The sequence below is a fragment of the Pseudomonas sp. GW822-FHT03F04 genome (assembly GCF_058801405.1).
Map to the genome: position 1 here is coordinate 166,423 of NZ_JBXANF010000009.1, position 26,677 is coordinate 193,099.

Genomic DNA, 26,677 nt, shown 5'->3' on the forward strand with positions numbered 1-26,677 from the left:
TGACGAGCGCGGGCGCCGGGAATTCAATCCGCCGGCGAATTTCTTTCGCCGGGTCAGGTGTCAGCGGTCGAAGGCGTCCCACACCGGCGCGAAGTCCGGGCTGACCTGACGTTCGCGTTTGGACAACGCGGCGATCAGCGCACGATCGTCATCGTCCAGTTCGACCTTCAGTGACGCCAGGTTGGCCAGTTGATTGACCCGGCTGCTGGCCTTGGGAATCGCTGCGACATTGTCCTGATCCAGCAACCACTTCAGCGCGACCTGAGTCGGCAGCACGCCGTGTTTTTCGGCGATCTGTTGAATCTGCGCAACCTCCGAGACCTTGTTACGCGCCAATGGCGTGTAGGCCGTCAGCGCCAGATCGTGTTGACGGGCGTAGTCGAGCAAAGCGTTTTGTCCGAGCAGGACGTGGTACTCGACCTGAATGGCGGACAGCGGGATGCCGTATTCCTCGACGGCTGTGCGCAGCAACGGCAGCGGAAAATTCGCCACGCCGATATTGCGAGCCAGACCTTGCTCTTTGAACGACGCGAGGGTCTCAAGAGTGCGTGGCAAGTCCCAGTCAGTAGTCGGCCAATGGATCATGAACAGGTCGACGTACTCACTGCGCAACGCCTTGAGGCTGCGATCCAGCGAGTGACGCATGGCATCCGGTTGCAACTGGTCCCACCAGACCTTGGTGGTGACGTGGATCTGCTCGCGGGGTGTCGGCGTATTCGCCAGTGCCTGTCCGACTGCGTCTTCATTGTTGTAGGCCGCCGCCGTGTCGATATGTCGGTAACCGAGTTCCAGCGCTTGCTCCACGGCGCGGGTGCATTCGTCGCCGAGCATCGGCCAGGTGCCGAGGCCGAGTTTGGGCAGGTTCAGTCCATGTTTATTGACGATGTGCTGCATGGTCGGCGCTTCCTGCATTGATGGGGTTTCAGAATGGGATTGCGAAAACTAAACAACGCCAGCCAGTAGGGGCAACTCGTCAGCCGAGAAAGAGGGCGATTATCGAGCGGTCGGTTCCAGATTTCGCAATCGCTGATATGTATTTTAGAATCGGCAAAATTTCACTGGGATCGCACCATGGCCGGCAGTCAGATCGAACGGGTTTTCAGCGTACTGGAGAGCCTCACCCACGAGCCGCGCGGACTGCCGCTGCAAACCCTCGCCGAACAAATCGACATTCCGAAAAGTGCGACACATCGCTTGCTCGCCGAATTGTCCCGGCTGGGCTATGTCCGGCAGAACCCGGAAACCCTGCGTTATCACTTGTCGACCAAATTGGTGGCGATGGGGTTTCGTTACCTGTCGAGCAGCGGCGCCGACATCGTGCAGCCGGTGCTTGATCGACTGGCGCAGGAAACCGGCGAGCTGGTACGACTGGGCGTCACCGACGGCGAGCGCCAGACCTGGATCGCCAAGTCACAGGGCGCGCGCAGCGGATTGCGCTACGACCCGGACATGGGCCGCGATGCGCCGCTGTTCTACACCGCGTCCGGCCATGCGTGGCTGGCGAGCATGAGTGATGCCGAGGCCTTGTCGCGGGTTGAACGTCAGGCCGCCGAAATGCCGGCGGATATCGGCCCGAATGCACCACGAACCAACATTGAATTGCTCGAGCATCTGCGCGTGGCACGGGAGCAGGGTTATGCCTGTGTCGAAGAGAGTTCGGCGGTGGGCACATCGGCCATTGCCGCCGTGGTGCGGCATCCGGCGGATGGCCGAGTGATCGGGGTATTGAGCATTGCCGGACCGAGTGCGCGGATGCCGGGGGCGAGGTTGCATGAACTGGCGCCGCTGTTGTTGAGGTTTACCGAGGAGTTGTCGGCGGCGAGCCTGGCTTCGGAGCTGTTCGTCTAGCCGCGCAACGGAAGACGGGATCGGGTTGTCTGTAAAGCTGTGCGTTGATCGCACAGAATTTGGCTTGAAGGGTGTGAGAATTTGGAACCTGGTTCTAAATTATCGCTGGAGGCTTTTTCCTCATTTTGATTTCTAGAGATAGCCAATGACCGTCAGCACTCCGCTTTCCGGCGTCAACCAACCCTTCAAGGGGATCTTGCTGATTGTCGTGGCGACGTTCCTGTTCTCCAGCCACGATGCGCTGTCGAAATACCTCTCGGGTTTTTATCCGATCATCATGGTGGTGTGGGCGCGATATCTGGTGCACACGCTGCTGATGGCGGGGATTTTTCTGCCGCAATCCGGGTTGCGTGTTTTGCGCACCAAACGCCCGTTGTGGCAGTTGGCGCGGGCGTTGTGCCTGCTGGGCACCAGCCTGTTTTTCACTACGGCGCTGTTGTACATCCCGCTGGCCGAGGCCACAGCGGTCAACTTTCTTGCACCAGTGCTGGTGACGGCGCTGTCGGTGCCGTTGCTCAAGGAGCGGGTGACGCGGGGCCAGTGGATCGCGGTGATCTGCGGGTTTATCGGCGTGCTGATCATCGTCCACCCCGGTGGTGAATTGTTCACCCCGGCGATTCTGTTGCCGTTCTGCTCGGCGCTGTTTTTCTGCTTCTATCAATTGCTCACCCGCAAGCTCAGTGAGATCGACAGCCCGACCACCAGCAACTTTTTCGCCGGGTTGTGCAACACGCTGGTGATGAGTGCGCTGGTGCCGTTCTTCTGGCAGGTGCCGAGCCTTGGGCACGCTTTCTTGATGCTGGCGCTGGGCACGTGCGGGATGACGGCGCACCTGTTTCTGACCCAGGCGTTTCGCCATGCCGCGCCAGCGTTGCTGGCGCCGTTCGGCTATTGCCAGATCGTGTTTGCGGGGTTGTTGGGGTGGCTGTTGTTTGCCCACACGCCGACCCTGATGACGGTGATCGGGATCGCGGTGATCTGTTGCAGCGGACTGGCGGCAGCGTGGCAGCAGAGCCGACGCTGAAGACGTGACCGGCCTGAAATCAGGCCGGTCGGTGCAGGAAGGTTATTCGGTAACGGTAGGAATTTTGCGCGGTGCCATGAAGTACATCCAGGTCAGCGCGATGAAGTACATCGCCGGAATCAGGGTGAACAGCACGGTGTAGTTGTTGTTGGTGACGGTGAGGATGTGGCCGACGATCTGGGTCATGAACATCCCGCCGATCGCCGCGCACATGCCGCCGAAACCGAACACCGTGCTCATCATGTGCTTGGGCGTGTAGTCCATCACCAGGCTCCAGATGTTCGCCGTCCAGGCCTGGTGCGCGCCGATGGCCAGGGAGATGGCCGCTACCGCAACCCACAGGTTGGCGGAACCGGCCGCCATGACCACACCGATGATGCAGCAGGCGAACAGGAACATCGACAGCAGCCGTGCCTTGATCGAATTCATGCCGCGACCGATCAGGAACGAAGACAGAATCCCGCCGCCCACGCTGCCGAAGTCGGCGGTGACGTAGATGATGATCAGCGGAATGCCCATCTGGGTGACGTTGATGCCCAGGTTGTATTGCTGATTGAGAAACGGCGGCAGCCAGTACAGGTAGAACCAGAACACCGGCGCAGTCAGCGAGTAGGCGAGGGCGAAGGCCCAGGTGCCGCGCATGCGCAGGATTCGCGAGAACGGTACGCGGGCCTGTTCCGGTTCGACTTCTTTCTGGATGTAGTCCAGCTCCGACTGTTTCACGCTCGGGTGATCTTCCGGGTTGAAATACTTCAGGCCCCAGAACAGCAACCAGATCCCGCCCAGTGCCGACATGCACAGGAACGCGGCCTGCCAGCCCCACACATGAAGAATCAGTGGCAGCAGCATCGGAGTGAACATCGCGCCGACGTTGGTGCCGGCGTTGAAGATGCCAGTGGCGACAGCACGTTCGCCGGCCGGGAACCACAGGCGCGTGGTTTTCACGCAGGCCGGGTAGTTGGCCGCTTCGGTCAGACCGAGGATGAACCGGCAGACCATGAAGCCCACTGCCGAGGTCGCCAGACCGTGGGCGCCGGTGGCCAGGCTCCAGAGCAGCACGGCGCAGAAGAACACCCGTTTTACGCCGACCCGGTCGATCAGTCGTCCTTGCAGCACGAAGCCGATGGCGTAGCCGACCTGAAACCAGAAGTTGATGTTGGCGTAGTCCATCGCCGTCCAGCTCATTTCCTTGGCGAGGATGGGCTGCATGACGCCGAGGGCCGCACGGTCGATGTAATTGAGGGTGGTGGCGAAAAACACCAGCGCCAGCATGCCCCAACGGGTCTTGCCGACGGCCATGGCGCCGCGGATCTTGTCGCCGATGCCACCCGTGGCAGTGCTCATGGCCGGGGCCATGCGGGAAGTCTGTGAAGGAATCATGTGTTCCACCCGTTTTTGGATTTGTTATTTGGTGTGCTTTTTTTGTGCACGCTGCGACCGGTGGTTCAGATCCGGACTCAAGGTGAAAGGGATGTTGGGCAGTGGGCGAAAAATCGTCAATTCGCCAAACCGGCATTGTGTTCGATAATCGCACGCAAAACTAACCGGGTAGTACAGTTTAAATTGCTCAATGAAAAACCGGGACCAATAATTCGCTCACCTTATAAAAGCGGCGCAATCCTCGTAGCCGAAGTCTCCACCGGGAGTTGAAACATGCAGCGATCCATTGCCACCGTTTCCTTGAGCGGAACCCTGCCGGAAAAACTCGAGGCCATTGCCGCCGCCGGGTTCGACGGGGTGGAGATTTTCGAGAACGACCTTCTGTACTACGACGGCAGTCCCCGGGAAATCCGGCAGATGTGCGCCGACCTCGGGATTGCCATCACCCTGTTCCAGCCGTTCCGCGATTTCGAAGGCTGCCGCCGCGATCGTCTGGAGCGCAACCTGGAGCGGGCCGAACGCAAGTTCGACCTGATGCAGGAACTGGGCACCGACCTGGTGCTGGTGTGCAGCAACGCCTCCCCCGACAGCATCGGCGATCAACAGATCCTCATTGATGACCTGCGCCTGCTGGCTGAACACGCCGGCGCCCGTGGCTTGCGCATCGGTTATGAAGCGCTGGCCTGGGGGCGTCACGTCAATACTTATCAACAGGTCTGGGACATCGTGCGCCAAGCCGATCACCCAAGCCTCGGCGTGTTGCTCGACAGCTTTCACACCTTGTCGCTCAAGGGGGATCCACGGGCGATTGCCGAGATTCCCGGCGACAAGATTTTCTTCGTGCAAATGGCCGACGCGCCGATCCTGGCGATGGATGTGCTGGAGTGGAGCCGGCATTTCCGCTGCTTCCCGGGACAGGGTGAATTCGATCTGCCGGGCTTCCTCGCGCCAATCATCCAGAGCGGCTACACCGGGCCGCTATCGCTGGAAATCTTCAACGACGGCTTCCGTGCCGCGCCGCCTCGGGCCAATGCGGCTGACGGTCTGCGTTCGCTGCTGTATCTGGAGGAGAAAACCCGCCAGCGTCTGGAGCAGGACATCCGTCCTGTGGATAACCGCGAAATCCTCTTCGAGACGCCGAAGGCCAGCGCCTACAACGGCATCGAGTTTCTTGAGTTTGCCGTCGACGAAGCGCTCGGCGCCAAACTGTCGAACTGGCTTGAGCGACTGGGTTTCGTCAAGGCCGGGCAACATCGCTCCAAGAGCGTCAGCCTGCTGCGCCAGGGCGATATCAACCTGATCCTCAACTCCGAACCTTACTCGTTCGCCCACAGTTTCTTCGAGTCCCACGGCCCGTCGCTGTGCGCCACCGCCGTGCGGGTCAAGGACAGCGCCAGTGCGCTGGCCCGCGCCGTCGCCTATAAAGGTCAGCCGTATCGCGGGCTGGTCGGCCCCAACGAGCTGGAACTCGCAGCGGTGCGTGCGCCGGATGGCAGCCTGATTTATCTGGTGGATGAAGAGGCGGATGTCTACGGCACCGACTTCAATCTGCTGCCGGATGCGGTGGCTCGCGGCGGCCTCAAACGCATCGATCACATGGCCATGGCGCTGCCGGCGGACAGCCTCGACAGCTGGGTGCTGTTCTACAAGAGCCTGCTGGATTTCGAGGCCGACGACGAAGTGGTGCTGCCGGATCCGTACGGTCTGGTGAAGAGTCGCGCGCTGCGCAGTCGCGACAGCTCGATCCGCTTGCCGCTGAACATTTCCGAGAACCGCAACACCGCGATCTCACACGCGCTGTCGAGTTATCGCGGTTCCGGGGTGCATCACATCGCCTTCGACTGCGATGACATCTTTGCTCAGGTCAGCCGTGCCAAAGAGGCGGGCGTACCGCTGCTGGATATCCCGCTCAACTACTATGATGACCTCGCGGCGCGTTTCGATTTCGATGACGAGTTCCTCAGCGAACTGGCGTACTACAACGTGCTCTACGACCGTGATGCCCAGGGCGGCGAGTTGTTCCACGTCTACACCGAGCCGTTCGAAGGGCGCTTCTTCTTCGAGATCATCCAGCGCAAGAACGGTTACGCGGGTTATGGCGCGGCCAACGTCGCGGTGCGACTGGCGGCAATGGCCAAAGCACGCAGTGGCGCTGTTCGCCAGGCGAAGTTGTAGGAAATTCGTAAACGCGGGATTAAACACGGGTCGCGCGGCTTCCTTCGCTGGGGCGCGCGGCCCATAATCGCCAGCCTGTGCAGTGATGGCCGTGAGCCCGCAATGACAATGACTTCAGAACTTTCCGCAGCCCCCGTTTTACCAGCGGTAGAGCCGCGCAAGAGTCGCAAGAACAACCCGGAAAAAACCCGCGAAAACATCCTCCAGGAAGCGATCGTCGAGTTCGTCCAGCAGGGCCTGTCCGGTGCTCGCGTGGACGCGATCGCCGAGCGTATCCACACCTCCAAGCGCATGATCTATTACTACTTCGGCAGCAAGGAGCAGTTGTACGTCGAGGTGCTGGAGAAGCTCTACGGCGATATCCGCAGCACCGAAAGCCGTCTGCACCTGGCCGAGCTGCCGCCGGTGGAAGCGATCCGGCGCCTGGTGGAATTCACCTTCGATCACCACGATCGCAACGTCGATTTCGTGCGCATCGTCTGCATCGAAAACATCCACAACGCTGAATACGTGAAGCGTTCCGATGCGATCAAGGCGATGAACAACACGATCCTCGATTCGCTGGGCGAGATCCTGGCGCGCGGTGCCGCTGAAGGTGTGTTCCGCGCCGGGCTCGACGCGCTGGACGTGCATCTGCTGATCAGTTCGTTCTGCTTCTATCGCGTGTCGAACCGTCACACGTTCGGTGAGATCTTTCAGATCGACCTGCCGGACGAAACCATCAAGCAGCGTCATCGCGAAATGATTTGCGAGTCGGTGCTGCGTTACCTGCAGGCCTGATCGGTATCGAGGGGGCGTCGCCCCCTCACGGTTTTATCCTTTCATGCTTTGAAAATGCGCCAGCATTCGCTGCGCATCCGGCGCCACGCCGCTGAACAGTTCAAACGCCTTCACGGCCTGAAACACCGCCATGTTGCCGCCATCCAGGGTTCGGCAACCCAGGGCGCGGGCGTTGCGCAGCAGTTCGGTTTCCAGCGGGAAATACACGATCTCCGCCACCCACAACTCTGGACGTAGCAATGCTGCCGGCACTGGCATGCCCGGTAGTTTGGCCATGCCCATTGGCGTGGTGTTCACCAGCCCGTCAGCGTGACTCAACGCACTCGGCAGATCATGTCCGGCCACGGCGCGGCCCGCGCCAAAATGCTGATTGAGGTTGTTGGCCAGGCTTTCGGCCCGCTCAATGTCCACATCAAAAATGCTCAGTTTTTGTACGCCTTCGCTCAACAAGGCGTGGGCCACCGCCGCACCGGCGCCACCGGCGCCCATCTGGACGACGTGCTCGCGGGCGACGTCTGGCAGGCCGCGACGAAATCCTTCGGCGAACCCCAGGCAGTCGGTGTTGTGGCCGACGCGTTTGCCGTCCTTCAACACCACGGTGTTGACCGCTCCGATGCCTCGGGCCTCGGGTGACAGTTCATCGAGCAGCGGGATGATTACCTGCTTGCACGGGAAGGTGATGTTCAGTCCGGTGTAATTCATGCGTTCGGCGGCCAGTAGCAGGTCGGGCAGGGCGTTGCTGTCCAGTTGCAGTTGATCGAGATCGATCAAGCGGTACAGGTAACGCAGGCCCTGTTCGTCGCCTTCGTGTTCATGCAGCGCCGGGGTGCGGGACGCCTGGATGCCGGCGCCGATCAGCCCGGCCAGTATGACTTTGTCGCGGATCATGCGGTTCACCCCTTCAGACGCTGGCTGAAATGTTCCAGGGCCAGGCGATAACCGTGGCTGCCGAAGCCGCACATCACGGCCGTGGCGATGGCCGAGACGAACGAGTGATGACGGAACGGCTCGCGGGCGTGGACGTTGGACAGGTGGACTTCGATCACCGGTAATTCGCTGGCGACCAGGGCATCGCGGATCGCTACTGAAGTGTGGGTCCAGGCGGCCGGGTTGATGACGATGCCGGCGCAGCGCTGGCGGGCGCCGTGAATCCAGTCGAGCAGTTCGCCTTCGTGGTTGGTCTGGCGAAACTCCACGGCCAGGCCGAATTCTTCGGCGGCGCGCCCGCACAGGGCAGAGATGTCGGCCAGGGTTTCGTGACCGTAGGTCGCCGGTTCACGGGTGCCGAGCAGGTTCAGGTTCGGGCCGTTGAGCACCAGAACGATAGGGGGCATGGGGGCAAACTCCACTTATTGTTTTTGGCTTGGGTCGAGGGTTTCGACCTGTGGAGTTAAATTGTACTAGCTGGTTACTTTAATCAATTGCTCTACATCGACAGTCCTGTTTTGTGTGCGGTGATCGCACACAGGCGAGAATCAGCGCGGCAATTGCTCCACCAGAAAATCAATGAAAGCCCTGACGCGCAGCGGCATGTGGCGATTCTGCGGGTACAGCAGGGTGAATGGCCGCGAGCGTCCGCTGTAGGGTTTGAGCACTTCCACCAGCGAGCCGTCGGCCAGTTCTTTTTCCACAATGAAGCGATAAGTCTGGAACAGCCCGGCGCCGTGTCTGGCCAGGGTCACGCCTCCGAGCACGTCATCGGAGCAGCAGAAATTGCCCTCGGCGAGGATTTCCCGTGGCGCGTCTTCGTCGTAAAACAGCCAGGTGATCCGCCGTCCACTGCTGGGCAATTCGTACTGGATGCACTCGTGCTGTTCGAGGTCTTCGAGGGTCTGCGGCGTACCGGCGCGTTTGAGGTATTCGGGGCTGGCAACCATCACCAGCGCTGCATCTTCCAGATGGCGGGCGATCAGGCCTGAGTCGGGAATGGCCCGCACGCGGATCGCCATGTCGTAACCCTCGCCGACGAAGTCGATGTTGCGATTGCTGATGTGCATGTCGACCTTCACCTGTGGGAAGCGCGCGCGAAACGCCGGCAGCAGCGGCAGGATCCGGTGGTGGGCGTAGGTTGTAGGAATACTGATGCGCAGGGTGCCGGACGGTTCCTGCTGCTGGCCCATGACTTCCCGTTGCGCCTCGACCAGTTGCGCCAGCGCCTGACGGCATTCTTCGTAGTAGCGCCGGCCGCTGTCGGTCAATTTCACACTGCGGGTGGTGCGCGCAAACAGCCGCACCCCCAGGCGTTCCTCCATGCGTGACACCGAGCGGCTCACGGCAGCCGGCGTCACCGAAGCCGCCTGCGCCGCGCCGGTGAAACTGCCGCACTCGGCGGCCAGGCAAAACAACTCGATGCTGCCTAGCTGAAGATCGTCGAAGTGTCGCTGCATGATTGATTACACCGGGGAATGAGTCTTCGTATGTAGCAAATGCGCGGCCGCTGCGAAAGAACTGCTTACCATTTTGCGCGGGGCTTTCCTGAATCCCGCACTAGGCTCGAAAACGTAATGACCATTGAAGGCAACAATGCCGATGGTCGGAATTGTCAGGGAATGGCAGTTTTCGAAACTCTTTAACCTAACGGATGGGTTAGCATGAAAGTGTGCAGTTACAAGGGATTGTCGGTGGTGATCATGCTGCGAGACGAACATTGTCCGCCCCATGCGCACGTAGATTCAGGTGCATGGAGTGCCCGCTTCAAATTCAGCTTCTGGCACAACGGCGTGGAGTTATGGGATGTGGTGCCGCTGTCGCGTCGGCCACCGATTGCAGTGCTTGAGGGGTTGCGCCAATCGCTCCGTGAAACCGTTCATCTGCGGCGGGCTCGCCGAATCTGGTGGACTCGTTTGCAGACGGCGTGTCTCGATAATCAATGGTGGGACGGGGACTCGAACGAAGTGGCCGTCATGCGCGAAGTCACCAATGCAACCTTCAGAATCGGATCGGCGTATTACGAGCCAGAAGAAAACAAAACCTTGCTGGCCCTGGTCGGTGCTCAGGAAGGTGTGGAGATCGAACTATGAAAACAGTAAAGGCCGGTTTGCATGCTGATCGACCGGTAACGGAAAAGCGCCTCGATGAAGCTGTCGATCGTGGGGGGCTGCGCCGACGCAGCAGCCTGCAAGCCGTGTCGGTGTCCTTTCAGAAACCTTGCCTGGTGATTCACTTTGAAGACGACAGCGGCGTGCTGCTGCCAGTGAATCTCTACCGGGAATTCGATGATTTCGAACCGGAAGACTTCACCGGATTGAACATCGGTTTTGCCGGCACCGCGCTGTGCCACGACCGCAAGGACCTGCAGGTTTCCATCGCCGGCATGATCTCGGCCAGCCAACCCTTGATGGCGATGGCGGCTTCGGTGATTGCTTCACGCAATGGTCGCCAGAGCAGCACCGCAAAAGCTGAAGCGGCACGGGCCAACGGCAGGAAGGGCGGGCGTCCGCGCAAAGTCGATCCCGTGCCATGAACAGGCACAAAAAAGCCGTCGGTCAGGACGGCTTTCTTGTTTCTGGCACCGGCGATCAACGCCGGGTCAACAGCACTCCGGATTCCATGTGGTGGGTCCACGGGAACTGGTCGAACAACGCGCAGCGGTTGATGCGGTGCGTGTCGTGCAGTTGGGCGATGTTGGCCGCCAGGGTCTCCGGGTTGCAGGAGATGTACAGGATGTTGTCGAAGCGACGGGTCAGTTCGCAGGTGTCCGGGTCCATGCCGGCCCGTGGCGGGTCGACGAACACGCTGCCGAACTCGTAGCTTTTCAGATCGATGCCGTGCAGGCGACGGAACGGGCGAACTTCGTTCAGGGCTTCGGTCAGCTCTTCGGCGGACAGACGCACCAGGGTGACGTTATCCACAGCGTTTTCGGCCAGGTTGCTCAACGCAGCGTTAACCGACGTCTTGCTGATTTCCGTGGCCAGCACTTTGCGCACGCGGGTCGCCAGCGGCAGGGTGAAGTTGCCGTTGCCGCAGTACAGCTCCAGCAGATCGTCGCTGCGATCGCCCAGTGCTTCGTATGCCCAGTTGAGCATCTTCTGGTTCACGGTGCCGTTGGGCTGGGTGAACGCGCCTTCCGGCTGGCGATAGCTGAAAGTGCGACCGCCGACTTCGAGTTTCTCGACCACGTAATCGAGGCCAAGCACTTCGCGCTTGCCCTTGGAGCGACCGATGATGCTGACGCCCAGGTCCGCCGAAAGCTTGGTGGCCGCCGCATGCCAGTGCTCGTCCAGCGGACGGTGATAGCACAGGGTAATCATCGCGTCGCCGGCCAGGGTGGTCAGAAACTCCACCTGGAACAGCTTGTGGCTCAGCGCCGCGCTGGCCTGCCATGCCGCTTTCAATTGCGGCATCAACTGGTTGATGCGCAGGCTGGCGATCGGGAATTCTTCGATCAGGATCGGCGTGCGTTTGTCATCCTGCGAGAACATCGCGTAATGCCGCTCACCGCCCTCGCGCCACAGGCGGAATTCGGCACGCAGACGGAAGTTCTGCAGCGGCGAGTCGAACACCGCTGGCTCCGGTGCGTCGAACGGGGCCAGCAGGTCACGCAGGCGCGTGACCTTGTCTTCGAGTTGTGCGGCGTAGGCCTGGGAATCAAAAGTCATGCGTTGAACCAACCCAGCTTGATCACGAACAGAATCGACAGGATCACCAGCGCCGGGTTCAACTCACGGGCGCGGCCAGACAGCAGTTTGATTGCAGTCCAGGCGATGAAACCGAAGGCGATGCCGTTGGCGATGGAATAGGTGAATGGCATCGCCAGGGCGGTGACCACGACCGGCGCGGCGACGGTGATGTCGTCCCAGTCTATTTCCGCCAGGCCCGAAGTCATCAGCACGGCGACGAACAGCAGGGCCGGTGCGGTGGCGAAGGCCGGCACGCTGGCGGCCAGTGGCGAGAAGAACAGCGCCAGCAGGAACAGGATCGCGACGACGATGGCGGTCAGGCCGGTGCGGCCCCCGGCACTCACGCCCGCAGCGGATTCGATGTAGCTGGTGGTGGTCGAGGTGCCCAGCAGCGAACCGGCCATTGCCGCTGTACTGTCGGCGATCAGTGCGCGGCCCATTTTCGGCATGTGGCCGTCCTTGCCCATCAGGCCGGCGCGCTTGGCGACGCCGATCAGGGTGCCGGAGTTGTCGAACAGGTCAACGAACAGGAAGGCGAAAATCACGCTGACCAGACCGATGTCCAGTGCGCCCTTGATGTCCAGTTGCAGGAAGGTCGGGGCCAGCGAAGGTGGCATCGAAGTCACGCCGCCGAACGGGGTGAAGCCCATCACGATCGAGACGATGGTCACCGCGAGAATGCCGATCAGCACCGCGCCGCGCACTTTCAGGGCTTCAAGGGCAACGATCAGGGCGAAACCGAGGGTGGCGAGGATCGGTGCCGGTTGTTTCAGGTCACCGAGGCCGACCATGGTCGCTTGGTTACTGACCACGATACCGGCGTTGTGCAGGGCGATCAGTGCCAGGAACAGGCCGATACCGGCGGCAATCGCCGAACGCAGCGGCAGCGGGATGCTGTTGATGATCCATTCACGGATGCGGAAGATCGACAGCAGGAAGAAGCACACGGCCGAGATGAACACTGCACCCAACGCCACTTGCCAGGTGTGGCCCATGTGCAGCACGACGGTGTAGGTGAAGAAGGCGTTCAGGCCCATGCCCGGCGCGAGGGCGATCGGGTAGTTGGCGATCAGGCCCATCACCGTGGAGCCGATGGCGGCTGCCAGGCACGTGGCGACGAACACTGCGCCTTTGTCCATGCCGGTCTCGCCGAGGATGCTCGGGTTGACGAACAGAATGTAGGCCATGGCCAGGAAGGTCGTGACGCCCGCCAGAATCTCGGTCCGCACGTTGGTGTTGTGTGCCTTGAGTTGAAACAGCCTTTCCAGCATGTCTGCTCCCCGTGGCGCGCGTGGCGCCGTGAATGTATCGACCTCAACAGCAAAGCACAGACCGTCGCAAGCGCCTGGAAAATTGTGGTGGGCCGGAAAAAGCCGCGCATCATACCAGCAGCGTGAGGAATATGGCGGATGTTGGTATCGATCGTCGGCGAAGTTTTGTGTCGCGGCCAAACCGGCCATACTGCGCGCTGATTTTTCGGGAATGGATCGCATGAACAAGCATTGGATGAAGGCCTGCGGGTTGATCGCACTGTTGCTGACCGGGGCACCCGCTGCATCCGCCGCATCGGCACCGCCGCTGAGCGAGGTGAAAGTCATCAAGGTTCAGTCGGCGTCCTGCGGGCTCGAAGACATTACCGATGGTCAGGTGCAGACCCGGTGCGATCACAGCGCGCCGGGCATCAAGGTTTATGTGCTGGAAATCGGCTATGGCCAGAGCCAGCCCCAGGCCGCACTGGACGGTTTTGAAGTGAACGGCACGCGAAGCCCGGTGTGTGCCTTCGATAACGGCAATCTGACCGAGTGCACGCCCGGCAGTAAAACCGTTGGTTCTCTCTATACCTTCGATCTGGCAGGCCGGCAGGAGGGCACTTTCACGTTCAGCAACACATCGATCAACGCCCCGCGCAACACGATGTCCACCCAGCTTTACATCAAGTAACGGCTGTCGCCGAACAGGGCAGGTCAAAGCTGACTACGCTTTAAAGATCACCCAGCGGATTGCGCCCATGACCTTTAGAGCCCTGATTACCCTCGCCGAGGGCATCGATGATCTGCAATGCGTGACCCTGATCGACGTGCTGCGCCGCGCCGGCGTCGAAGTGGTGGCCGCCAGCATCGAAGGCCGGCGCATGCTGACCTGTGCCCGAGGCACGCGACTGACCGCCGACGGCATGCTTATTGATGTGCTGGCCCAGACCTTTGACCTGATCGTCCTGCCCGGTGGCGCTGTTGGCGCACAACACCTGGCGGCGCATCAGCCGCTGCAGCAATTACTAAAGGACCAGGCCAGCGCCGGACGCCTGTTCGCCGCCATCGCCGAATCCCCGGCGGTCGCACTGCAAAGTTTCGGTGTTTTGCGTCAAAGACGCATGACCTCCCTGCCCGCCACCAGCCATAACCTCTCCGGATGCACGTTTGTTGATCAACCGGTGGTGGTCGACGGCAATTGCATCACTGCCCAAGGCTCCGGCGCCGCGCTTGCGTTTGCGCTGACGCTGGTCGAGCAACTGGCGGGCAAGGCCGCCAGATCGAAGGTCGCGGGGGAGTTACTGGCCTAAGAAAGTCAGGCCTTCACCTCTTCCACCGGCACATGCATCCGGTCGCGATTGGCCAGGGTCGGGAACAGTTTGATCCAGGTTCCGGTCACCACCAGCGTACCGATCCCGCCCATCACCACTGCCGGTACGGTGCCGAACCAGTGGGCGGTGAGGCCGGATTCGAATTCGCCCAATTGGTTCGAGGCGCCGATGAACAGGCCGTTCACCGCGCTGACCCGGCCGCGCATTTCGTCCGGGGTTTCCAGCTGCACGAACGAGGCGCGGATCACCATGCTGATCATGTCCGCCGCGCCGAGCACCACCAACACTGCGAGCGAGAACCAGAAAGACGTCGACAGACCGAAGGCGATGGTGGCCACGCCGAATACACCGACGGCGGTGAACATCACCCGACCGACGTTGCGTTCGACGGCGAAGCGCGCCAGGAACAGCGACATCATCAACGCCCCGACCGCCGGCGCCGAACGCAGCAGCCCCAGGCCCCACGGTCCGGTCAACAGAATGTCCTTGGCGAACACCGGCAACAATGCCGTGGCACCGCCGAGCAGTACGGCGAACAGGTCCAGCGAGATCGCCCCGAGGATGTCCGGGCGGCTGCGGATGAAACGAATCCCCGCCAGCAACGAGTCCAGCGTCGCCTTGCCTTTGTTCAGCGGGGTTTGCCGTGCAGGCAGGTTAAGCATCAAGGTGCAGGCGATGACATACAGAATGACCGTCGGGCCATAGACCCACACGCTGCCGAAGGCGTAGAGCAGACCGCCCATCGCCGGGGCGACGATGGTGGCTGATTGCTGCGCCGACTGCGCGGCGGCGACCGCCCGTGGGAACAGTGCGCTGGGCACGATGCTCGGCAGCAGCGCCTGGGTGGTCGGCATCTCGAAGGAGCGTGCTGCACCGAGCAGGAACGCGAGGATAAAGATCATTTCCCGGGTGACATGGTCGGTGGCGCTGCCGATGGCCAGTGCCAGGGCGATCAAGGCCTGCAATGACTGACAGATCGCCGCGACCTTGCGCCGGTCGTAGCGGTCGGCAACGTGGCCGGTGTGCAGCATGAACAACACGCGTGGGGCGAACTCCACCAAACCGACCAAGCCAAGATCGAGCACGTTGCCGGTCAGTTGATAGAGATTCCAGCCGATCGCCACGGTGAGCATCTGGAAACCGCTGGCGGTGAAGATCCGGGCAAACCAGAACGCAAGAAAGGGACGGTGGTGGCGTAACAGCAAGGGCTCTTGGCTGGGCATCTGCGGGCCGGTCTTGAACGAGGGGAACCGCGAGATTATCACCAGTCTGTAACAGGAAGTTGCTATGACAAAAAATTTAGTTAGCCAGACATCGATTTTTCGGGACCCGGACACTCAACCCGGCCATCGATGTATTTCAGGGCTTTACCAAGACTCTGAGGCAACTTGTCACGCGGCAAAAGACCACGCGGTTCCCCGTCGGAAATGGGACTACTCTTTCAACGTTGATTGATCCAGATCAAGACCCTTCGCGGAACTGATCCGGGACCCGTCGGCAGACTCCCTGCGTCGCGATGCCTGTAAAAAGAAGAACGAATCCGAGTTCGCCGCACTCCATACCCGTGGGGGCAGTGGTTCAAGGCCGCCAGCCTTGGAACCGTTATCTGATAGAGGAAAGCTTATGTTCGGTTTAGAGGCACTAGATCTCGCCCGAATTCAGTTCGCGTTCACCATCTCGTTCCACATCCTGTTCCCGGCGATCACCATCGGTCTTGCGAGTTATCTCGCGGTGCTGGAAGGCCTGTGGCTGAAAACCGGCAACGACACCTACCGCGATCTCTACCATTTCTGGTCGAAGATCTTTGCCGTCAACTTCGGCATGGGGGTGGTCTCGGGCCTGGTCATGGCCTATCAGTTCGGCACCAACTGGAGCCGCTTCTCGGACTTCGCCGGTTCCGTCACCGGGCCTTTGCTCACGTATGAAGTGCTTACGGCTTTCTTCCTCGAAGCCGGTTTCCTGGGCGTCATGCTGTTCGGCTGGAACAAGGTCGGACGCAAGCTGCACTTCTTCGCCACGGTCATGGTTGCCATCGGCACGTTGATTTCGACGTTCTGGATTCTGGCTTCCAACAGCTGGATGCAGACCCCGCAGGGTTTCGAGATCGTCAATGGCCAGGTCATCCCGACCGACTGGCTGGCGATCATCTTCAACCCGTCGTTCCCGTATCGCCTGATGCACATGGCGACGGCGGCGTTCGTGGCGACCGCATTCTTCGTCGGCTCCTCCGCGGCCTGGCACCTGCTGCGCGGCAAGGACAACCCGGCGATCCGCACCATGCTGTCGATGGCGATGTGGATGGCGTTGATCGTTGCGCCGATCCAGGCGGTCATCGGCGACTTCCACGGCCTCAACACCCTCAAGCATCAGCCGGCGAAAATTGCCGCGATCGAAGGCCACTGGGAGAACCACGGCGACGAAGCGACGCCGCTGATCCTGTTCGGCTGGCCGGACATGAAGGAAGAGAAAACCAAGTACGCGGTGGAGATCCCGTACCTCGGCAGCCTGATCCTGACGCACTCGCTGGACAAGCAAGTTCCGGCGCTCAAGGAGTTTCCACCGGAAGACCGGTCGAATTCGACCATCGTGTTCTGGTCGTTCCGGATCATGGTCGGCCTCGGCTTCCTGATGATCTTCACCGGTCTCTGGAGTCTGTGGCTGCGCAAACGCGACACGCTCTACACCTCGCGGCCGTTCCTGTACCTGGCGTTGTGGATGGGCCCGTCTGGCCTGATCGCGATCCTGGCGGGCTGGTTCACCACTGAAATCGGTCGTCAGCCGTGGGTGGTCTACGGGCTGATGCGCACGGCGGATGCGTCCTCCAACCACAGCTTCATGCAGATGAGCATCACATTGATCATGTTCGTGGTGGTGTATTTCGCGCTGTTCGGTGCGGGTCTGGGCTACATGATGCGCCTGGTGCGCAAAGGGCCGAAGACCGACGAAGGCAAGGAAACCAACGACGGTGGTCCTGGCCAGAAACGCACACCGGCCCGTCCGTTGTCCGCTGCCGACGACGATGGCGCCGAACACGACCGCAGCCTGACCAAGGAGATTTGAGTCATGGGTATTGATCTTCCGCTGATCTGGGCCGTGATCATCATCTTCGGCATCATGATGTACGTGGTCATGGACGGTTTCGACCTGGGGATCGGGATTCTTTTCCCGTTCATCCCCGGCAAGACTGACCGCGACGTGATGATGAACACTGTCGCCCCGGTATGGGACGGCAACGAAACCTGGTTGGTATTGGGGGGCGCTGCGTTGTTCGGTGCCTTCCCGCTGGCCTATTCGGTGGTGTTGTCGGCGCTGTACCTGCCGCTGATCTTCATGCTGATCGGGCTGATTTTCCGTGGCGTGGCGTTCGAGTTCCGCTTCAAGGCCAAGGACGACAAGCGTCACCTGTGGGACAAGGCGTTCATCGGTGGTTCGGTGGCGGCGACGTTCTTCCAGGGCGTGGCGCTTGGCGCATTCATCGATGGGCTGCCCGTGGTCAACCGGCAATACGCCGGCGGTTCACTGGACTGGCTGACGCCGTTCACGCTGTTCTGCGGCGCTGCGCTGGTGGTGGCGTATGCCTTGCTCGGTTGCACCTGGCTGATCATGAAGACCGAAGGCAAGCTTCAGGAGCAGATGCATGACCTGGCGCGCCCTCTGGCCTTCGTGCTGCTGGCGGTGATCGGCATCGTCAGTCTGTGGACGCCGCTGGCCCATCCGGAAATCGCGACGCGCTGGTTCAGCATGCCGAACCTGTTCTGGTTCATGCCGGTGCCGATTCTGGTGCTGGTGACGATGTACGGTCTAATTCGCGCGGTGGCGCGCAATGCCAACTACATGCCGTTCCTGCTGACCCTGGTGCTGATCTTCCTCGGCTACAGCGGTCTGGGTATCAGCCTGTGGCCGAACATCGTGCCGCCGTCGATCTCGATCTGGGACGCCGCCGCACCGCCGCAAAGCCAGGGCTTCATGCTGGTCGGCACGCTGTTCATCATCCCGTTCATCCTGGGTTACACCTTCTGGAGCTATTACGTGTTCCGCGGCAAGGTCACCCATGAAGACGGCTATCACTAGGGGTGATCACGATGGCGCCGACAGCGGCGCCATCTCCCTCAACCGGAGGATGCAAGCATGACCGGCAAACATTCCCTGCACGACATTGAAGAAGCCGAAAAAAAGCCGCTGTGGCAGCGGCTCGGCTGGTTGGCCATGATCTGGGTCGGCAGCGTCGGTGCATTGTTCATCGTCGCCAGCCTGATGCGCATGTTCATGAACGCCGCAGGCCTGACTACACACTGAAACTTCCCATCCCGTCGCCTTGCGGCACGGATTTTTGACCCTCCGACCGGAGGGTTTTTTTTGCCCGGATTATTTACGCGCCTTGAGGATGACGAACTTCGGCGTGGCCGCGACTTGCTCGACGCCCCGGAACAGCCGCGCCAGTTTGCTGTGATAACCCAGGTGACGGTTGCCGACGATGTACAACGCACCGCCGACGACCAGCGCTTCACGAGCCTGCTGGAACATGCGCCAGGCGAGGAAGTCGCCGACCACCTGTTGTTGATGGAACGGCGGGTTGCACAGCACCACGTCGAGCGATTGCGCTTCCTGCCCGGCCAGACCGTCGCCGGCGCGAACGATCACCTCACGTTCACCCAACGCTGCGCGCCAGTTCTCGGCGGCGGACTGCACGGCCATGAACGATTCGTCCACCAGCGTGTAATGCGCATCAGGGTTTTGCAGGGCGCTGGCGATGGCCAGTACGCCGTTACCGCAACCGAGGTCGGCAACCCGTGCCGCGCCGAGATTCTTCGGCAAGTGCGGAAGAAAGGCGCGAGTACCGATATCCAGCCCTTCGCGGCAGAACACGTTGGCGTGGTTGAGCAGTTCGATGGCCGGCTCGTCGAGGCGATAACGGGTCGGATAAGGCGAGACGGCCGCAGCCTTGGCCTCAGGCGTGGCGATCAACAAGCGCGCCTTCTTCACGGCCAGCGAAGCCTGAACCGGGCCGATGTAGCGTTCCAGCAGATCACCGGCAGCGCGGGGCAAGTGTTTGACCATGGCTGCGGCTACCACCTGGGCACCGGGCGCCAATTGGCCTTGCAGGCGAATCAGTTGTTCTTCCAGCAGCGCCAGGGTTTTTGGCACGCGGATCAGTACCCGGTCGAATGGCCCGACCAACGGCTCGCTGGCCGGCGTGCCGCGCAGCGCATCGAATACCTGGCCATTGCGCAGCAGGTTTTTTTCAAGACCCTGAAACGCCAGGAACGAATCGCCGCTGCTGCTGACCTGCACTTTGCCGCAAAGGCTGATGGCTAGCGCGCCGAAGCTGTCGTTGAGCACCAATACCCGAGTGTTTGCCGCCGGGTTCTGCTCGGCCAGATGATTGAGCAGGTATTCGTCGGCCGCATCGAAAGCTTGCAGCGGTTCGTTCTGCTGTTCGGGCTGGCGGATCAGATCAAGCTGGGCGAAGGGCGTATCGAGCAAAGGCATGGGGCGGGGGACTCTGGGTAATCAACGGGTGTCCCGCGGCCCAGGGTGTTGTGCGGCGGAACCGTCCGAGTGGACAGCGACGCGAAGATACGCGTCATCACTCAGAAAGGTCGCAAATGGTACTTTTTTTTCGGCTGTTTTACTTGCTTGTTTTCGGAGCCGTCGACTAGATGATCCCTGCCCTGGTGGCGGCGATGACCGCGGAGACCTTGTTGCAGACATTCAATTTCAGAATCACGTTTTGCACATGATAGTTAACGGTGCGCTCGCTAAGGCTCAGGATTCGGGCGGTTTCATAGGCGGTTTTACCGGATGCACATAACTTCAGCACTTCGACCTCCCGAGCGGACAGGCGAGGCGGTTGGGCCTTGGCCGGCCGCTTGGGAAGCGCGTGCGCGAACAACTCGGCCAGATGGCTGGTGACGTAAAACATGTAGCCAAAATGTTCATACAACTCGATTGCACTGATCGGACAGTGAGGCCGGGCCAGACTGAGAATGCTGCACAGGCCACTTTCTTCGTGATGAAACGATTGCGACCATCCGTATTGCAGTCCTTGTTCCTGTAACGCTTCCCACAACTTCGGAGTTTTTGAGAAGAGTTCCTTATTCCATGTAATTGGCAGCATTGACTGATTGCAGTGTGCTACTACCGGGTCAACTTCACAGTAACTATTTTCCTCGTACTGTTTGTTCCAGGCTTCAGGGTAGTTATTGATATTCAAGGCTTTTGGTAGTCTCTCTCGTTCAGTCGATGTGACTGAAATCCCACAAAACTTGAAACCTATGTTCTTGGCAAATGTCAGCAGAATCGGGTAGGCGGTTTCAATTCTTGTGGCGAATGTCACCTGCTGTATCTGCCGCTCCTTCCACAGTTCCATTTGAAGAGTCTCCGAGAGTGTTTCGCTGGGGTGCGATCTTGGATCCAAGAGTCAGGCACGCAAACGAGTGTAGGACGCTTCTTGTATGGGTGTTTGGATTTTTTTGTTCTTAGTGGCTGTGTTGGATAGGAATATTGGATTTCAAGATGAATTAATTTTCATGCGTTGAAGTTGAGTGTAGTTAAAGTAGTGGCGTCATTCTATATCCCGTCGTGAAGGCTGTTAAGTCGTTGTTAACGCGTCTGTTTTTCTTTAAGGATGATGGCGTTAAATGCCACTACAAACCATCGGTGTTTCAAAGCCTCTAATTGAGTGACACTGAAGCTCTTTGTCGAGGGAGCTCCGCATGACCGCCAGCGCAGAAAAATTCAGCCGCCAGACGCTGCTTGACGTGCAGCCTTTGACTCCAAGCCTGTTCACTTTGCGTACGACCCGCGATGCCGGTTTTCGCTTTCGCGCCGGGCAATTTGCCCGCCTTGGGGTGACCAAGGCCGATGGCAGTACGGTGTGGCGGGCGTATTCGATGGTGTCTTCGCCGTTCGACGAGTTTCTTGAGTTCTTTTCCATCGTGGTACCCGGTGGCGAGTTCACCAGTGAGCTGAGCCGTCTTGAGGCAGGTGATACCTTGCTGGTGGATCGCCAGGCCTTCGGGTATCTGACGCTGGATCGTTTTGTCGATGGCCGGGATCTTTGGCTGTTATCCACAGGCACCGGCGTGGCGCCGTTTCTGTCGATACTGCAGGACTTTGAAGTGTGGGAGAAATTCGAGCGAATCATCCTCGTCTACAGCGTGCGTGAGGCGCGGGAACTGGCTTATCAACAGCTGATTGCCGAGTTGACGCAGCGTGACTACCTGGCCGAGTACGCTCACAAGTTCCAGTTCATTCCTGTGGTGACGCGCGAGCCCTGTTTGGGGGCCCTCAACGGGCGCATTACCACGCTCATCGAAAACGGGGAGCTGGAGCAGACGGCAGGGGTTGAGCTTGATCCGGTCCATTCGCGGGTGATGCTCTGCGGTAATCCGCAGATGATCGACGACACCCGGGCCCTGCTCAAGCAGCGGGGCATGAGCCTCAGCCTGACGCGGCGGCCAGGGCAGGTGGCGGTGGAAAACTACTGGTGAAGAAACGGCGCCTTCAGGCGCCGTTCATGGGGTTCAGGACCGATTGTTCTGGGCCTTGAGCAGATCGCGGATCTCACCCAGCAGTTCTTCTTCCTTGGTTGGCACCGGCGGCAGGGTCGGAGCAACGGCTTCTTCGCGTTTCAGGCGGTTGATGGCTTTGACGCCCATGAAAATCGCGAAGGCGACGATGATGAAGTCCAGAATGCTCTGGATGAACTTGCCGTAGGCCATCACGACCGCAGGGGCGCTGCCCTCGGCGGCTTTCAGGGTTATCGCCAGGTCACTGAAGTCCACCCCGCCGATCAGCAGGCCGATTGGCGGCATGATGACGTCCCCGACAAACGACGAAACGATTTTGCCGAAGGCCGCACCGATGATGATACCGACGGCCATGTCGACCACATTGCCTTTGACCGCGAAGGCCTTGAACTCGCTGAGCACGCCCATAGTTATTTCCTTGTTACAGATGAGTTTGGTGTACGCAGTGTAAATCAGCAAAACGCGTCCTGCGCGAAACACCTTCTTACAATGCCCGTTTTTATCGACACATCAATTCGCGATTAGTTTACAAAGTGCCACTAATCGCGCGCGGGATACGCTGCAAGCGCCTGATCCTGAAGAAAAAATAATCAATCATGGCGTTGCGATCTTTCTATTTATGTTTGGCGGACCGAGCTTCTAGCCTCTGTTTGGCGCACCTGGATGCGCCTCAAACAACAGAGGAACCTGAAATGAATTCCACACTTGGTTCAGGGGTATTGCCCCTTCGCCGTACCGTCGGCGTATTGGCCGCCAGCCTGCTGACCTTTTCCGTGAACGCCGCGCCTCTGACCCGGGATAACGGTGCCGCGGTTGGCGACAACCAGAACTCGCAAACCGCCGGCGCCAATGGCCCGGTGCTGTTGCAGGACGTGCAACTGATCCAGAAGCTGCAGCGCTTTGACCGCGAGCGTATTCCCGAGCGCGTCGTGCATGCCCGTGGCACCGGTGCTCATGGCACGTTCACCGTCACCAACGATCTCAGTGACCTGAGCAAGGCCAAGGTGTTCGCTGCCGGCCAGGTCACACCGGTGTTCGTGCGTTTCTCCGCTGTGGTTCATGGCAATCATTCTCCGGAGACGTTGCGTGACCCACGGGGCTTCGCGACCAAGTTCTATACCGCTGACGGTAACTGGGATCTGGTCGGTAACAACTTCCCGACGTTCTTCATCCGCGACGCCATCAAGTTCCCGGACATGGTGCATGCTTTCAAGCCTGATCCGCGCACTAACCTGGACGACGACTCGCGCCGTTTCGACTTCTTCTCTCATGTACCGGAAGCCACTCGTACATTGACCGAGCTGTATTCCAACTCAGGGACACCCGCCAGTTATCGGGAGATGGATGGCAACGGTGTGCACGCCTACAAGTTGGTCAACGACAAGGGTGAAGTGCACTACGTGAAGTTTCACTGGAAAAGTTTGCAGGGGATCAAGAACCTCGATCCTGAACAAGTCGCAAAAGTTCAGGGTCGTGACTACAGTCACATGACCAATGATTTGGTAACTAATATCAACAAGGGCAATTTTCCGAAGTGGGACTTGTACGTTCAGGTCCTGAATCCGCAAGATTTGTCCAAGTTTGATTTCGATCCACTGGACGCAACCAAGATCTGGCCCAATGTTCCTGAACGGAAAGTTGGACAAATGGTCTTGAACCGCAATCCGGCAAATGTCTTCCAGGAAACTGAACAGGTGGCTATGGCGCCGGCCAATATTGTTCCCGGTATCGAGCCTTCGGAAGATCGCTTGTTACAAGGCCGAGTGTTCTCTTATGCCGATACTCAAATGTATCGCCTGGGTGCCAATGCCCTGCAACTCCCCATCAACGCTCCAAAAGTTGCGGTGAACAATGGTAATCAGGATGGCGCGATGAACTTCGGCGCCAGCAATACGGGCGTGAACTACCAGCCGAGTCGCTTGCACCCGCGTGAGGAGCCGCAAGGCGCACGGTACAGCCAGACGTCCCTGCAAGGCAGCACTCAGCAGGCGAAAATCCAGCGTGAGCAGAACTTCAAGCAAGCCGGTGATCTGTATCGATCCTTCAGCAAGAAGGAACGTCAGGACCTGATCGAGAGCTTTGGCGGTTCGCTGGCGAGCACCGATGACGAGAGCAAGCACATCATCCTGTCCTTCCTCTATAAGGCTGATCCGGAGTACGGCGCCGGTGTGACCAAGGTGGCCAAGGGTGACCTGGATCGGGTCAAGGCCCTGGCGGCCAAACTGGTCGACTAAGAACGATCGCGGGGCCCGAAAGGGCTCCGTTTCCCTTCAAGGAGGTGACTCATGCGTGTCTGTCTTTCGCTGTTGCTGGGCTGTCTGTCGCTCGCGACCATGGCCGCACCGGCCGAACAGGACCCTGATGCGCTCAAGGCGCAATTGCAGGACTACTACTTCAATGCCGCCCGTGAGGGCGATATCGCCGTACTCGACACCTTCATCGAGGCGGGCTATTCCCTGGATACCCGGGATGCCAAGGGTTACACCGCGCTGATGCTCGCGGCCTACCACGGCGAAGGTGACGCAGTGGACAAGTTGCTGGCTGCCGGGGCGAATGCCTGTGCTCAAGATCAGCGCGGAAACACGGCCCTGATGGGGGCCATATTCAAAGGGGAATTGCAGATCGCCCGCCGATTGATGGCTACGGACTGCAACCCGGACCAACGCAACGGGGCGGGGCAGACCGCTGCGATGTACGCAGGGCTGTTCAAGCGTGAGGCATTGCTCGACGCCCTCAAGGCCCGGGGCGCCGATTTGAACGCGCAAGATCCGTTGGGCAACAGCGCCGCGCGTCTGGCCAGCGGGGAAATCCGTACCGCCGCGCCGCGCTGATCGGCGACGGCTGCGTTATCATCGCGGTTTTTGCCGGGGGTTCAGATGGCCAAGGCCAAGCGCATGTACGGCTGCACCGAGTGCGGCGCAACCTTTCCCAAGTGGGCCGGGCAGTGCGGCGAATGCGGCGCGTGGAACACCCTGACCGAAACCATGGTCGAGAGCGGTGGTGCCGCAGCCCCGAGCGGGCGCACCGGCTGGGCCGGGCAACAGGCGCAGATCAAGACCCTGGCCGAAGTCAGCATCGAAGAGATTCCGCGTTTTTCCACAGCCTCCGGCGAGCTGGACCGAGTGCTCGGCGGCGGTCTGGTGGACGGCTCGGTGGTGCTGATCGGCGGTGATCCCGGTATCGGCAAGTCGACGATTCTGTTGCAGACCCTGTGCAACCTCGCCAAGACCATGCCGGCGCTGTACGTCACCGGTGAGGAATCCCAGCAACAAGTGGCGATGCGCGCACGTCGCCTTGGGCTGCCGCAGGATCAACTGCGGGTCATGACCGAAACCTGCATCGAAACCATCATCGCCACCGCCCGCCAGGAAAAACCCAAGGTGATGGTGATCGACTCGATCCAGACGATTTTCACCGAACAACTGCAATCGGCACCGGGCGGCGTGTCCCAGGTGCGCGAAAGTGCGGCGTTGCTGGTGCGTTACGCCAAGCAAAGCGGCACGGCGATTTTCCTGGTCGGTCACGTCACCAAAGAAGGCGCATTGGCCGGCCCGCGCGTTCTGGAGCACATGGTCGACACCGTGCTGTATTTCGAAGGCGAGTCCGATGGCCGGTTGCGCCTGCTGCGGGCGGTGAAAAACCGTTTCGGCGCGGTCAACGAGCTGGGCGTGTTCGGCATGACCGACAAGGGCCTGAAAGAAGTCTCCAACCCTTCGGCAATTTTTCTCACCCGCGCTCAGGAAGAAGTCCCGGGCAGTGTGGTGATGGCGACGTGGGAAGGCACCCGACCGATGCTGGTGGAAGTCCAGGCACTGGTGGATGACAGTCATCTGGCCAACCCGCGTCGGGTCACCCTTGGCCTGGATCAGAATCGTCTGGCGATGCTGTTGGCGGTGTTGCACCGTCATGGCGGCATTCCGACCCACGATCAGGACGTGTTCCTCAACGTAGTCGGCGGGGTGAAGGTGCTGGAAACCGCATCCGACCTGGCGTTGATGGCCGCCGTCATGTCGAGTCTGCGCAACCGTCCGTTGCCCCACGATCTGCTGGTGTTCGGCGAAGTCGGTTTGTCTGGTGAGGTACGTCCGGTGCCGAGCGGTCAGGAGCGTTTGAAGGAAGCGGCCAAGCACGGCTTCAAGCGCGCGATCGTGCCCAAGGGCAACGCGCCGAAGGAAGCGCCTCCAGGCTTGCAGATCATTGCAGTGACGCGTCTGGAACAGGCGCTGGATTCACTCTTCGAGTAATCAGAGCTCCATCAACGCGCCAAGCTCTCGTTCGAGCTCGGCCTCATCCCCGAGGTTGAGCTCGATCAGGCGGCGCAGGCGCTGGATCGATTCCAGGCTGATGTGCCGGCACTGGAAACCCAGTTGCCCATGATCATCGTGCGCCAGTTGCACATCCATCTGGATGTCGGTGTCGTCGCTCAGGTGAATGTCGACGTTGAAGTCCTGCGTTTCATCCCCCAGCCACGGCTCCGGCCGCTCGATCAACAATCCCTTGAGCGACAGGTCGATCAGCTTCACCGGCCAGATGTATTCACCCTGGCTCAATTCGGTTCTGGCATCGAACGCGATACGTTTGAAGCGGCGACGCTCGGACGGGTGCTCGCTCATGGCGCAATCCTCTGGACGGTTCGCTGACTATAGACCCGCCACGTCGAGTGTTGCCAGTCAGGCAGGGCGTCCGACCAATGTCGGGGTATGGCCTTTGCCGCCAGTAGCGCTAAACTCGGGGTGGC

Annotated in this window: 27 protein-coding genes; 15 read left to right on the forward strand and 12 right to left on the reverse strand. The window is 60.1% G+C overall.

The annotated features are described in order from the left end of the window. Window positions 1–60 precede the first annotated feature (60 nt). Window positions 61–894 (reverse strand): aldo/keto reductase, encoded by an 834-nt coding sequence (locus tag AC1RMX_RS21790; RefSeq protein ID WP_493072989.1) that lies wholly within the window; start codon window positions 892–894, stop codon window positions 61–63. Between the two features lie 177 nt (window positions 895–1,071). Here AC1RMX_RS21790 and AC1RMX_RS21795 point away from each other — a divergent pair, with 177 nt between their 5' ends. Together AC1RMX_RS21795 and AC1RMX_RS21800 are read left to right on the forward strand one after the other, a co-directional pair. After that, on the forward strand, window positions 1,072–1,848 hold the full coding sequence (locus AC1RMX_RS21795) for an IclR family transcriptional regulator (protein WP_096820824.1): 777 nt from the start codon (window positions 1,072–1,074) through the stop codon (window positions 1,846–1,848). A gap of 145 nt (window positions 1,849–1,993) precedes the next feature. Next, window positions 1,994–2,872 (forward strand): DMT family transporter, encoded by an 879-nt coding sequence (locus tag AC1RMX_RS21800; RefSeq protein WP_096820825.1) that lies wholly within the window; start codon window positions 1,994–1,996, stop codon window positions 2,870–2,872. Window positions 2,873–2,914: 42 nt separating this feature from the next. Here the strand turns inward: AC1RMX_RS21800 and AC1RMX_RS21805 are convergent, their stop codons facing one another. After that, on the reverse strand, window positions 2,915–4,252 hold the full coding sequence (locus tag AC1RMX_RS21805; RefSeq protein ID WP_096820826.1) for an MFS transporter: 1,338 nt from the start codon (window positions 4,250–4,252) through the stop codon (window positions 2,915–2,917). 273 nt (window positions 4,253–4,525) lie between these two features. On the opposite strand from AC1RMX_RS21805, the gene quiC reads away from it, so the two are divergent. Together quiC and AC1RMX_RS21815 are read left to right on the forward strand one after the other, a co-directional pair. Beyond that, the gene (gene quiC / locus AC1RMX_RS21810; protein ID WP_096820827.1) at window positions 4,526–6,427 is read left to right on the forward strand and encodes a 3-dehydroshikimate dehydratase QuiC; all 1,902 of its coding nucleotides are present in this window, start codon (window positions 4,526–4,528) and stop codon (window positions 6,425–6,427) included. Window positions 6,428–6,529: 102 nt separating this feature from the next. Further along, window positions 6,530–7,207, forward strand: a complete 678-nt coding sequence (locus tag AC1RMX_RS21815) for a TetR/AcrR family transcriptional regulator (RefSeq protein ID WP_096820828.1) — start codon at window positions 6,530–6,532, stop codon at window positions 7,205–7,207. Window positions 7,208–7,240: 33 nt separating this feature from the next. On the opposite strand, the gene AC1RMX_RS21820 is transcribed toward AC1RMX_RS21815, so the two are convergent. From AC1RMX_RS21820 to AC1RMX_RS21830, 3 genes are all read right to left on the reverse strand, one after another. Then, window positions 7,241–8,095, reverse strand: a complete 855-nt coding sequence (locus AC1RMX_RS21820) for a shikimate dehydrogenase (protein ID WP_096820829.1) — start codon at window positions 8,093–8,095, stop codon at window positions 7,241–7,243. 5 nt (window positions 8,096–8,100) lie between these two features. Then, the gene (aroQ, locus tag AC1RMX_RS21825) at window positions 8,101–8,541 is read right to left on the reverse strand and encodes a type II 3-dehydroquinate dehydratase (protein ID WP_011336043.1); all 441 of its coding nucleotides are present in this window, start codon (window positions 8,539–8,541) and stop codon (window positions 8,101–8,103) included. Between the two features lie 141 nt (window positions 8,542–8,682). Further along, window positions 8,683–9,594: a LysR family transcriptional regulator gene (locus AC1RMX_RS21830; RefSeq protein WP_493072991.1), complete on the reverse strand. Its 912-nt coding sequence runs from the start codon at window positions 9,592–9,594 to the stop codon at window positions 8,683–8,685. Window positions 9,595–9,798: 204 nt separating this feature from the next. Between AC1RMX_RS21830 and AC1RMX_RS21835 the strand changes: the two genes are divergently transcribed. Then, window positions 9,799–10,227 (forward strand): DUF4160 domain-containing protein, encoded by a 429-nt coding sequence (locus AC1RMX_RS21835; RefSeq protein ID WP_273541113.1) that lies wholly within the window; start codon window positions 9,799–9,801, stop codon window positions 10,225–10,227. Next, entirely contained in the window at window positions 10,224–10,670 is a 447-nt protein-coding gene (locus AC1RMX_RS21840) for a hypothetical protein (RefSeq protein ID WP_493072993.1), read from the forward strand. Before AC1RMX_RS21835 ends, AC1RMX_RS21840 begins: the two co-directional genes overlap by 4 nt. A 55-nt stretch (window positions 10,671–10,725) precedes the next feature. Here AC1RMX_RS21840 and trmA read toward each other — a convergent pair whose 3' ends face one another. Both trmA and AC1RMX_RS21850 read right to left on the reverse strand, forming a co-directional pair. Next, window positions 10,726–11,805 carry a tRNA (uridine(54)-C5)-methyltransferase TrmA gene (gene trmA / locus AC1RMX_RS21845; protein WP_493072994.1) on the reverse strand — a complete coding sequence of 360 codons (1,080 nt, stop codon included), beginning with the start codon at window positions 11,803–11,805 and terminating at the stop codon, window positions 10,726–10,728. Next, entirely contained in the window at window positions 11,802–13,097 is a 1,296-nt protein-coding gene (locus tag AC1RMX_RS21850; protein WP_096820834.1) for an NCS2 family permease, read from the reverse strand. Before AC1RMX_RS21850 ends, trmA begins: the two co-directional genes overlap by 4 nt. 220 nt (window positions 13,098–13,317) lie before the next feature. Here AC1RMX_RS21850 and AC1RMX_RS21855 point away from each other — a divergent pair, with 220 nt between their 5' ends. Further along, window positions 13,318–13,767, forward strand: a complete 450-nt coding sequence (locus AC1RMX_RS21855) for a DUF4879 domain-containing protein (RefSeq protein WP_273541294.1) — start codon at window positions 13,318–13,320, stop codon at window positions 13,765–13,767. A gap of 67 nt (window positions 13,768–13,834) precedes the next feature. Continuing rightward, on the forward strand, window positions 13,835–14,386 hold the full coding sequence (locus AC1RMX_RS21860) for a DJ-1 family glyoxalase III (RefSeq protein WP_493072995.1): 552 nt from the start codon (window positions 13,835–13,837) through the stop codon (window positions 14,384–14,386). Window positions 14,387–14,391: 5 nt separating this feature from the next. On the opposite strand, the gene AC1RMX_RS21865 is transcribed toward AC1RMX_RS21860, so the two are convergent. Next, complete coding sequence (locus AC1RMX_RS21865) at window positions 14,392–15,630, reverse strand: MFS transporter (RefSeq protein WP_102621116.1); 1,239 nt, start codon at window positions 15,628–15,630, stop codon at window positions 14,392–14,394. 400 nt (window positions 15,631–16,030) lie between these two features. Between AC1RMX_RS21865 and AC1RMX_RS21870 the strand changes: the two genes are divergently transcribed. Genes AC1RMX_RS21870 through AC1RMX_RS21880 form a run of 3 tightly spaced genes read left to right on the forward strand, consistent with a single transcriptional unit; the run spans window position 16,031 to window position 18,703 of the window. Beyond that, complete coding sequence (locus AC1RMX_RS21870) at window positions 16,031–17,467, forward strand: cytochrome ubiquinol oxidase subunit I (RefSeq protein WP_493072997.1); 1,437 nt, start codon at window positions 16,031–16,033, stop codon at window positions 17,465–17,467. Window positions 17,468–17,470: 3 nt separating this feature from the next. After that, entirely contained in the window at window positions 17,471–18,478 is a 1,008-nt protein-coding gene (gene cydB, locus AC1RMX_RS21875; RefSeq protein ID WP_085697554.1) for a cytochrome d ubiquinol oxidase subunit II, read from the forward strand. A gap of 57 nt (window positions 18,479–18,535) precedes the next feature. Then, window positions 18,536–18,703, forward strand: a complete 168-nt coding sequence (locus tag AC1RMX_RS21880; protein WP_007950992.1) for a DUF2474 domain-containing protein — start codon at window positions 18,536–18,538, stop codon at window positions 18,701–18,703. A 69-nt stretch (window positions 18,704–18,772) separates the two neighbouring features. On the opposite strand, the gene AC1RMX_RS21885 is transcribed toward AC1RMX_RS21880, so the two are convergent. Together AC1RMX_RS21885 and AC1RMX_RS21890 are read right to left on the reverse strand one after the other, a co-directional pair. Continuing rightward, a complete protein-coding gene (locus tag AC1RMX_RS21885) occupies window positions 18,773–19,897 on the reverse strand; it encodes a methyltransferase (RefSeq protein WP_493072998.1) in 1,125 nt (374 codons plus the stop codon). Window positions 19,898–20,063: 166 nt separating this feature from the next. After that, window positions 20,064–20,777, reverse strand: coding sequence for an autoinducer binding domain-containing protein (locus tag AC1RMX_RS21890; protein ID WP_493072999.1), 714 nt, complete (start codon window positions 20,775–20,777; stop codon window positions 20,064–20,066). A gap of 346 nt (window positions 20,778–21,123) precedes the next feature. Here AC1RMX_RS21890 and AC1RMX_RS21895 point away from each other — a divergent pair, with 346 nt between their 5' ends. Continuing rightward, window positions 21,124–21,900 carry a ferredoxin--NADP reductase gene (locus tag AC1RMX_RS21895; RefSeq protein ID WP_493073000.1) on the forward strand — a complete coding sequence of 259 codons (777 nt, stop codon included), beginning with the start codon at window positions 21,124–21,126 and terminating at the stop codon, window positions 21,898–21,900. Window positions 21,901–21,933: 33 nt separating this feature from the next. Here AC1RMX_RS21895 and mscL read toward each other — a convergent pair whose 3' ends face one another. Next, window positions 21,934–22,347: a large-conductance mechanosensitive channel protein MscL gene (gene mscL, locus AC1RMX_RS21900; protein WP_102621112.1), complete on the reverse strand. Its 414-nt coding sequence runs from the start codon at window positions 22,345–22,347 to the stop codon at window positions 21,934–21,936. A gap of 284 nt (window positions 22,348–22,631) precedes the next feature. Between mscL and katB the strand changes: the two genes are divergently transcribed. The 3 genes from katB to radA are packed head-to-tail and all read left to right on the forward strand — an operon-like array spanning window position 22,632 to window position 26,183. After that, window positions 22,632–24,173: a catalase KatB gene (gene katB, locus AC1RMX_RS21905; protein ID WP_493073002.1), complete on the forward strand. Its 1,542-nt coding sequence runs from the start codon at window positions 22,632–22,634 to the stop codon at window positions 24,171–24,173. 51 nt (window positions 24,174–24,224) lie between these two features. Then, complete coding sequence (locus AC1RMX_RS21910; protein ID WP_493073003.1) at window positions 24,225–24,770, forward strand: ankyrin repeat domain-containing protein; 546 nt, start codon at window positions 24,225–24,227, stop codon at window positions 24,768–24,770. Between the two features lie 45 nt (window positions 24,771–24,815). Beyond that, window positions 24,816–26,183, forward strand: coding sequence for a DNA repair protein RadA (radA, locus tag AC1RMX_RS21915; protein ID WP_039771749.1), 1,368 nt, complete (start codon window positions 24,816–24,818; stop codon window positions 26,181–26,183). Here radA and AC1RMX_RS21920 read toward each other — a convergent pair whose 3' ends face one another. Then, window positions 26,184–26,552 (reverse strand): PilZ domain-containing protein, encoded by a 369-nt coding sequence (locus AC1RMX_RS21920; RefSeq protein WP_085712214.1) that lies wholly within the window; start codon window positions 26,550–26,552, stop codon window positions 26,184–26,186. Between the last annotated feature and the right edge of the window lie 125 nt (window positions 26,553–26,677).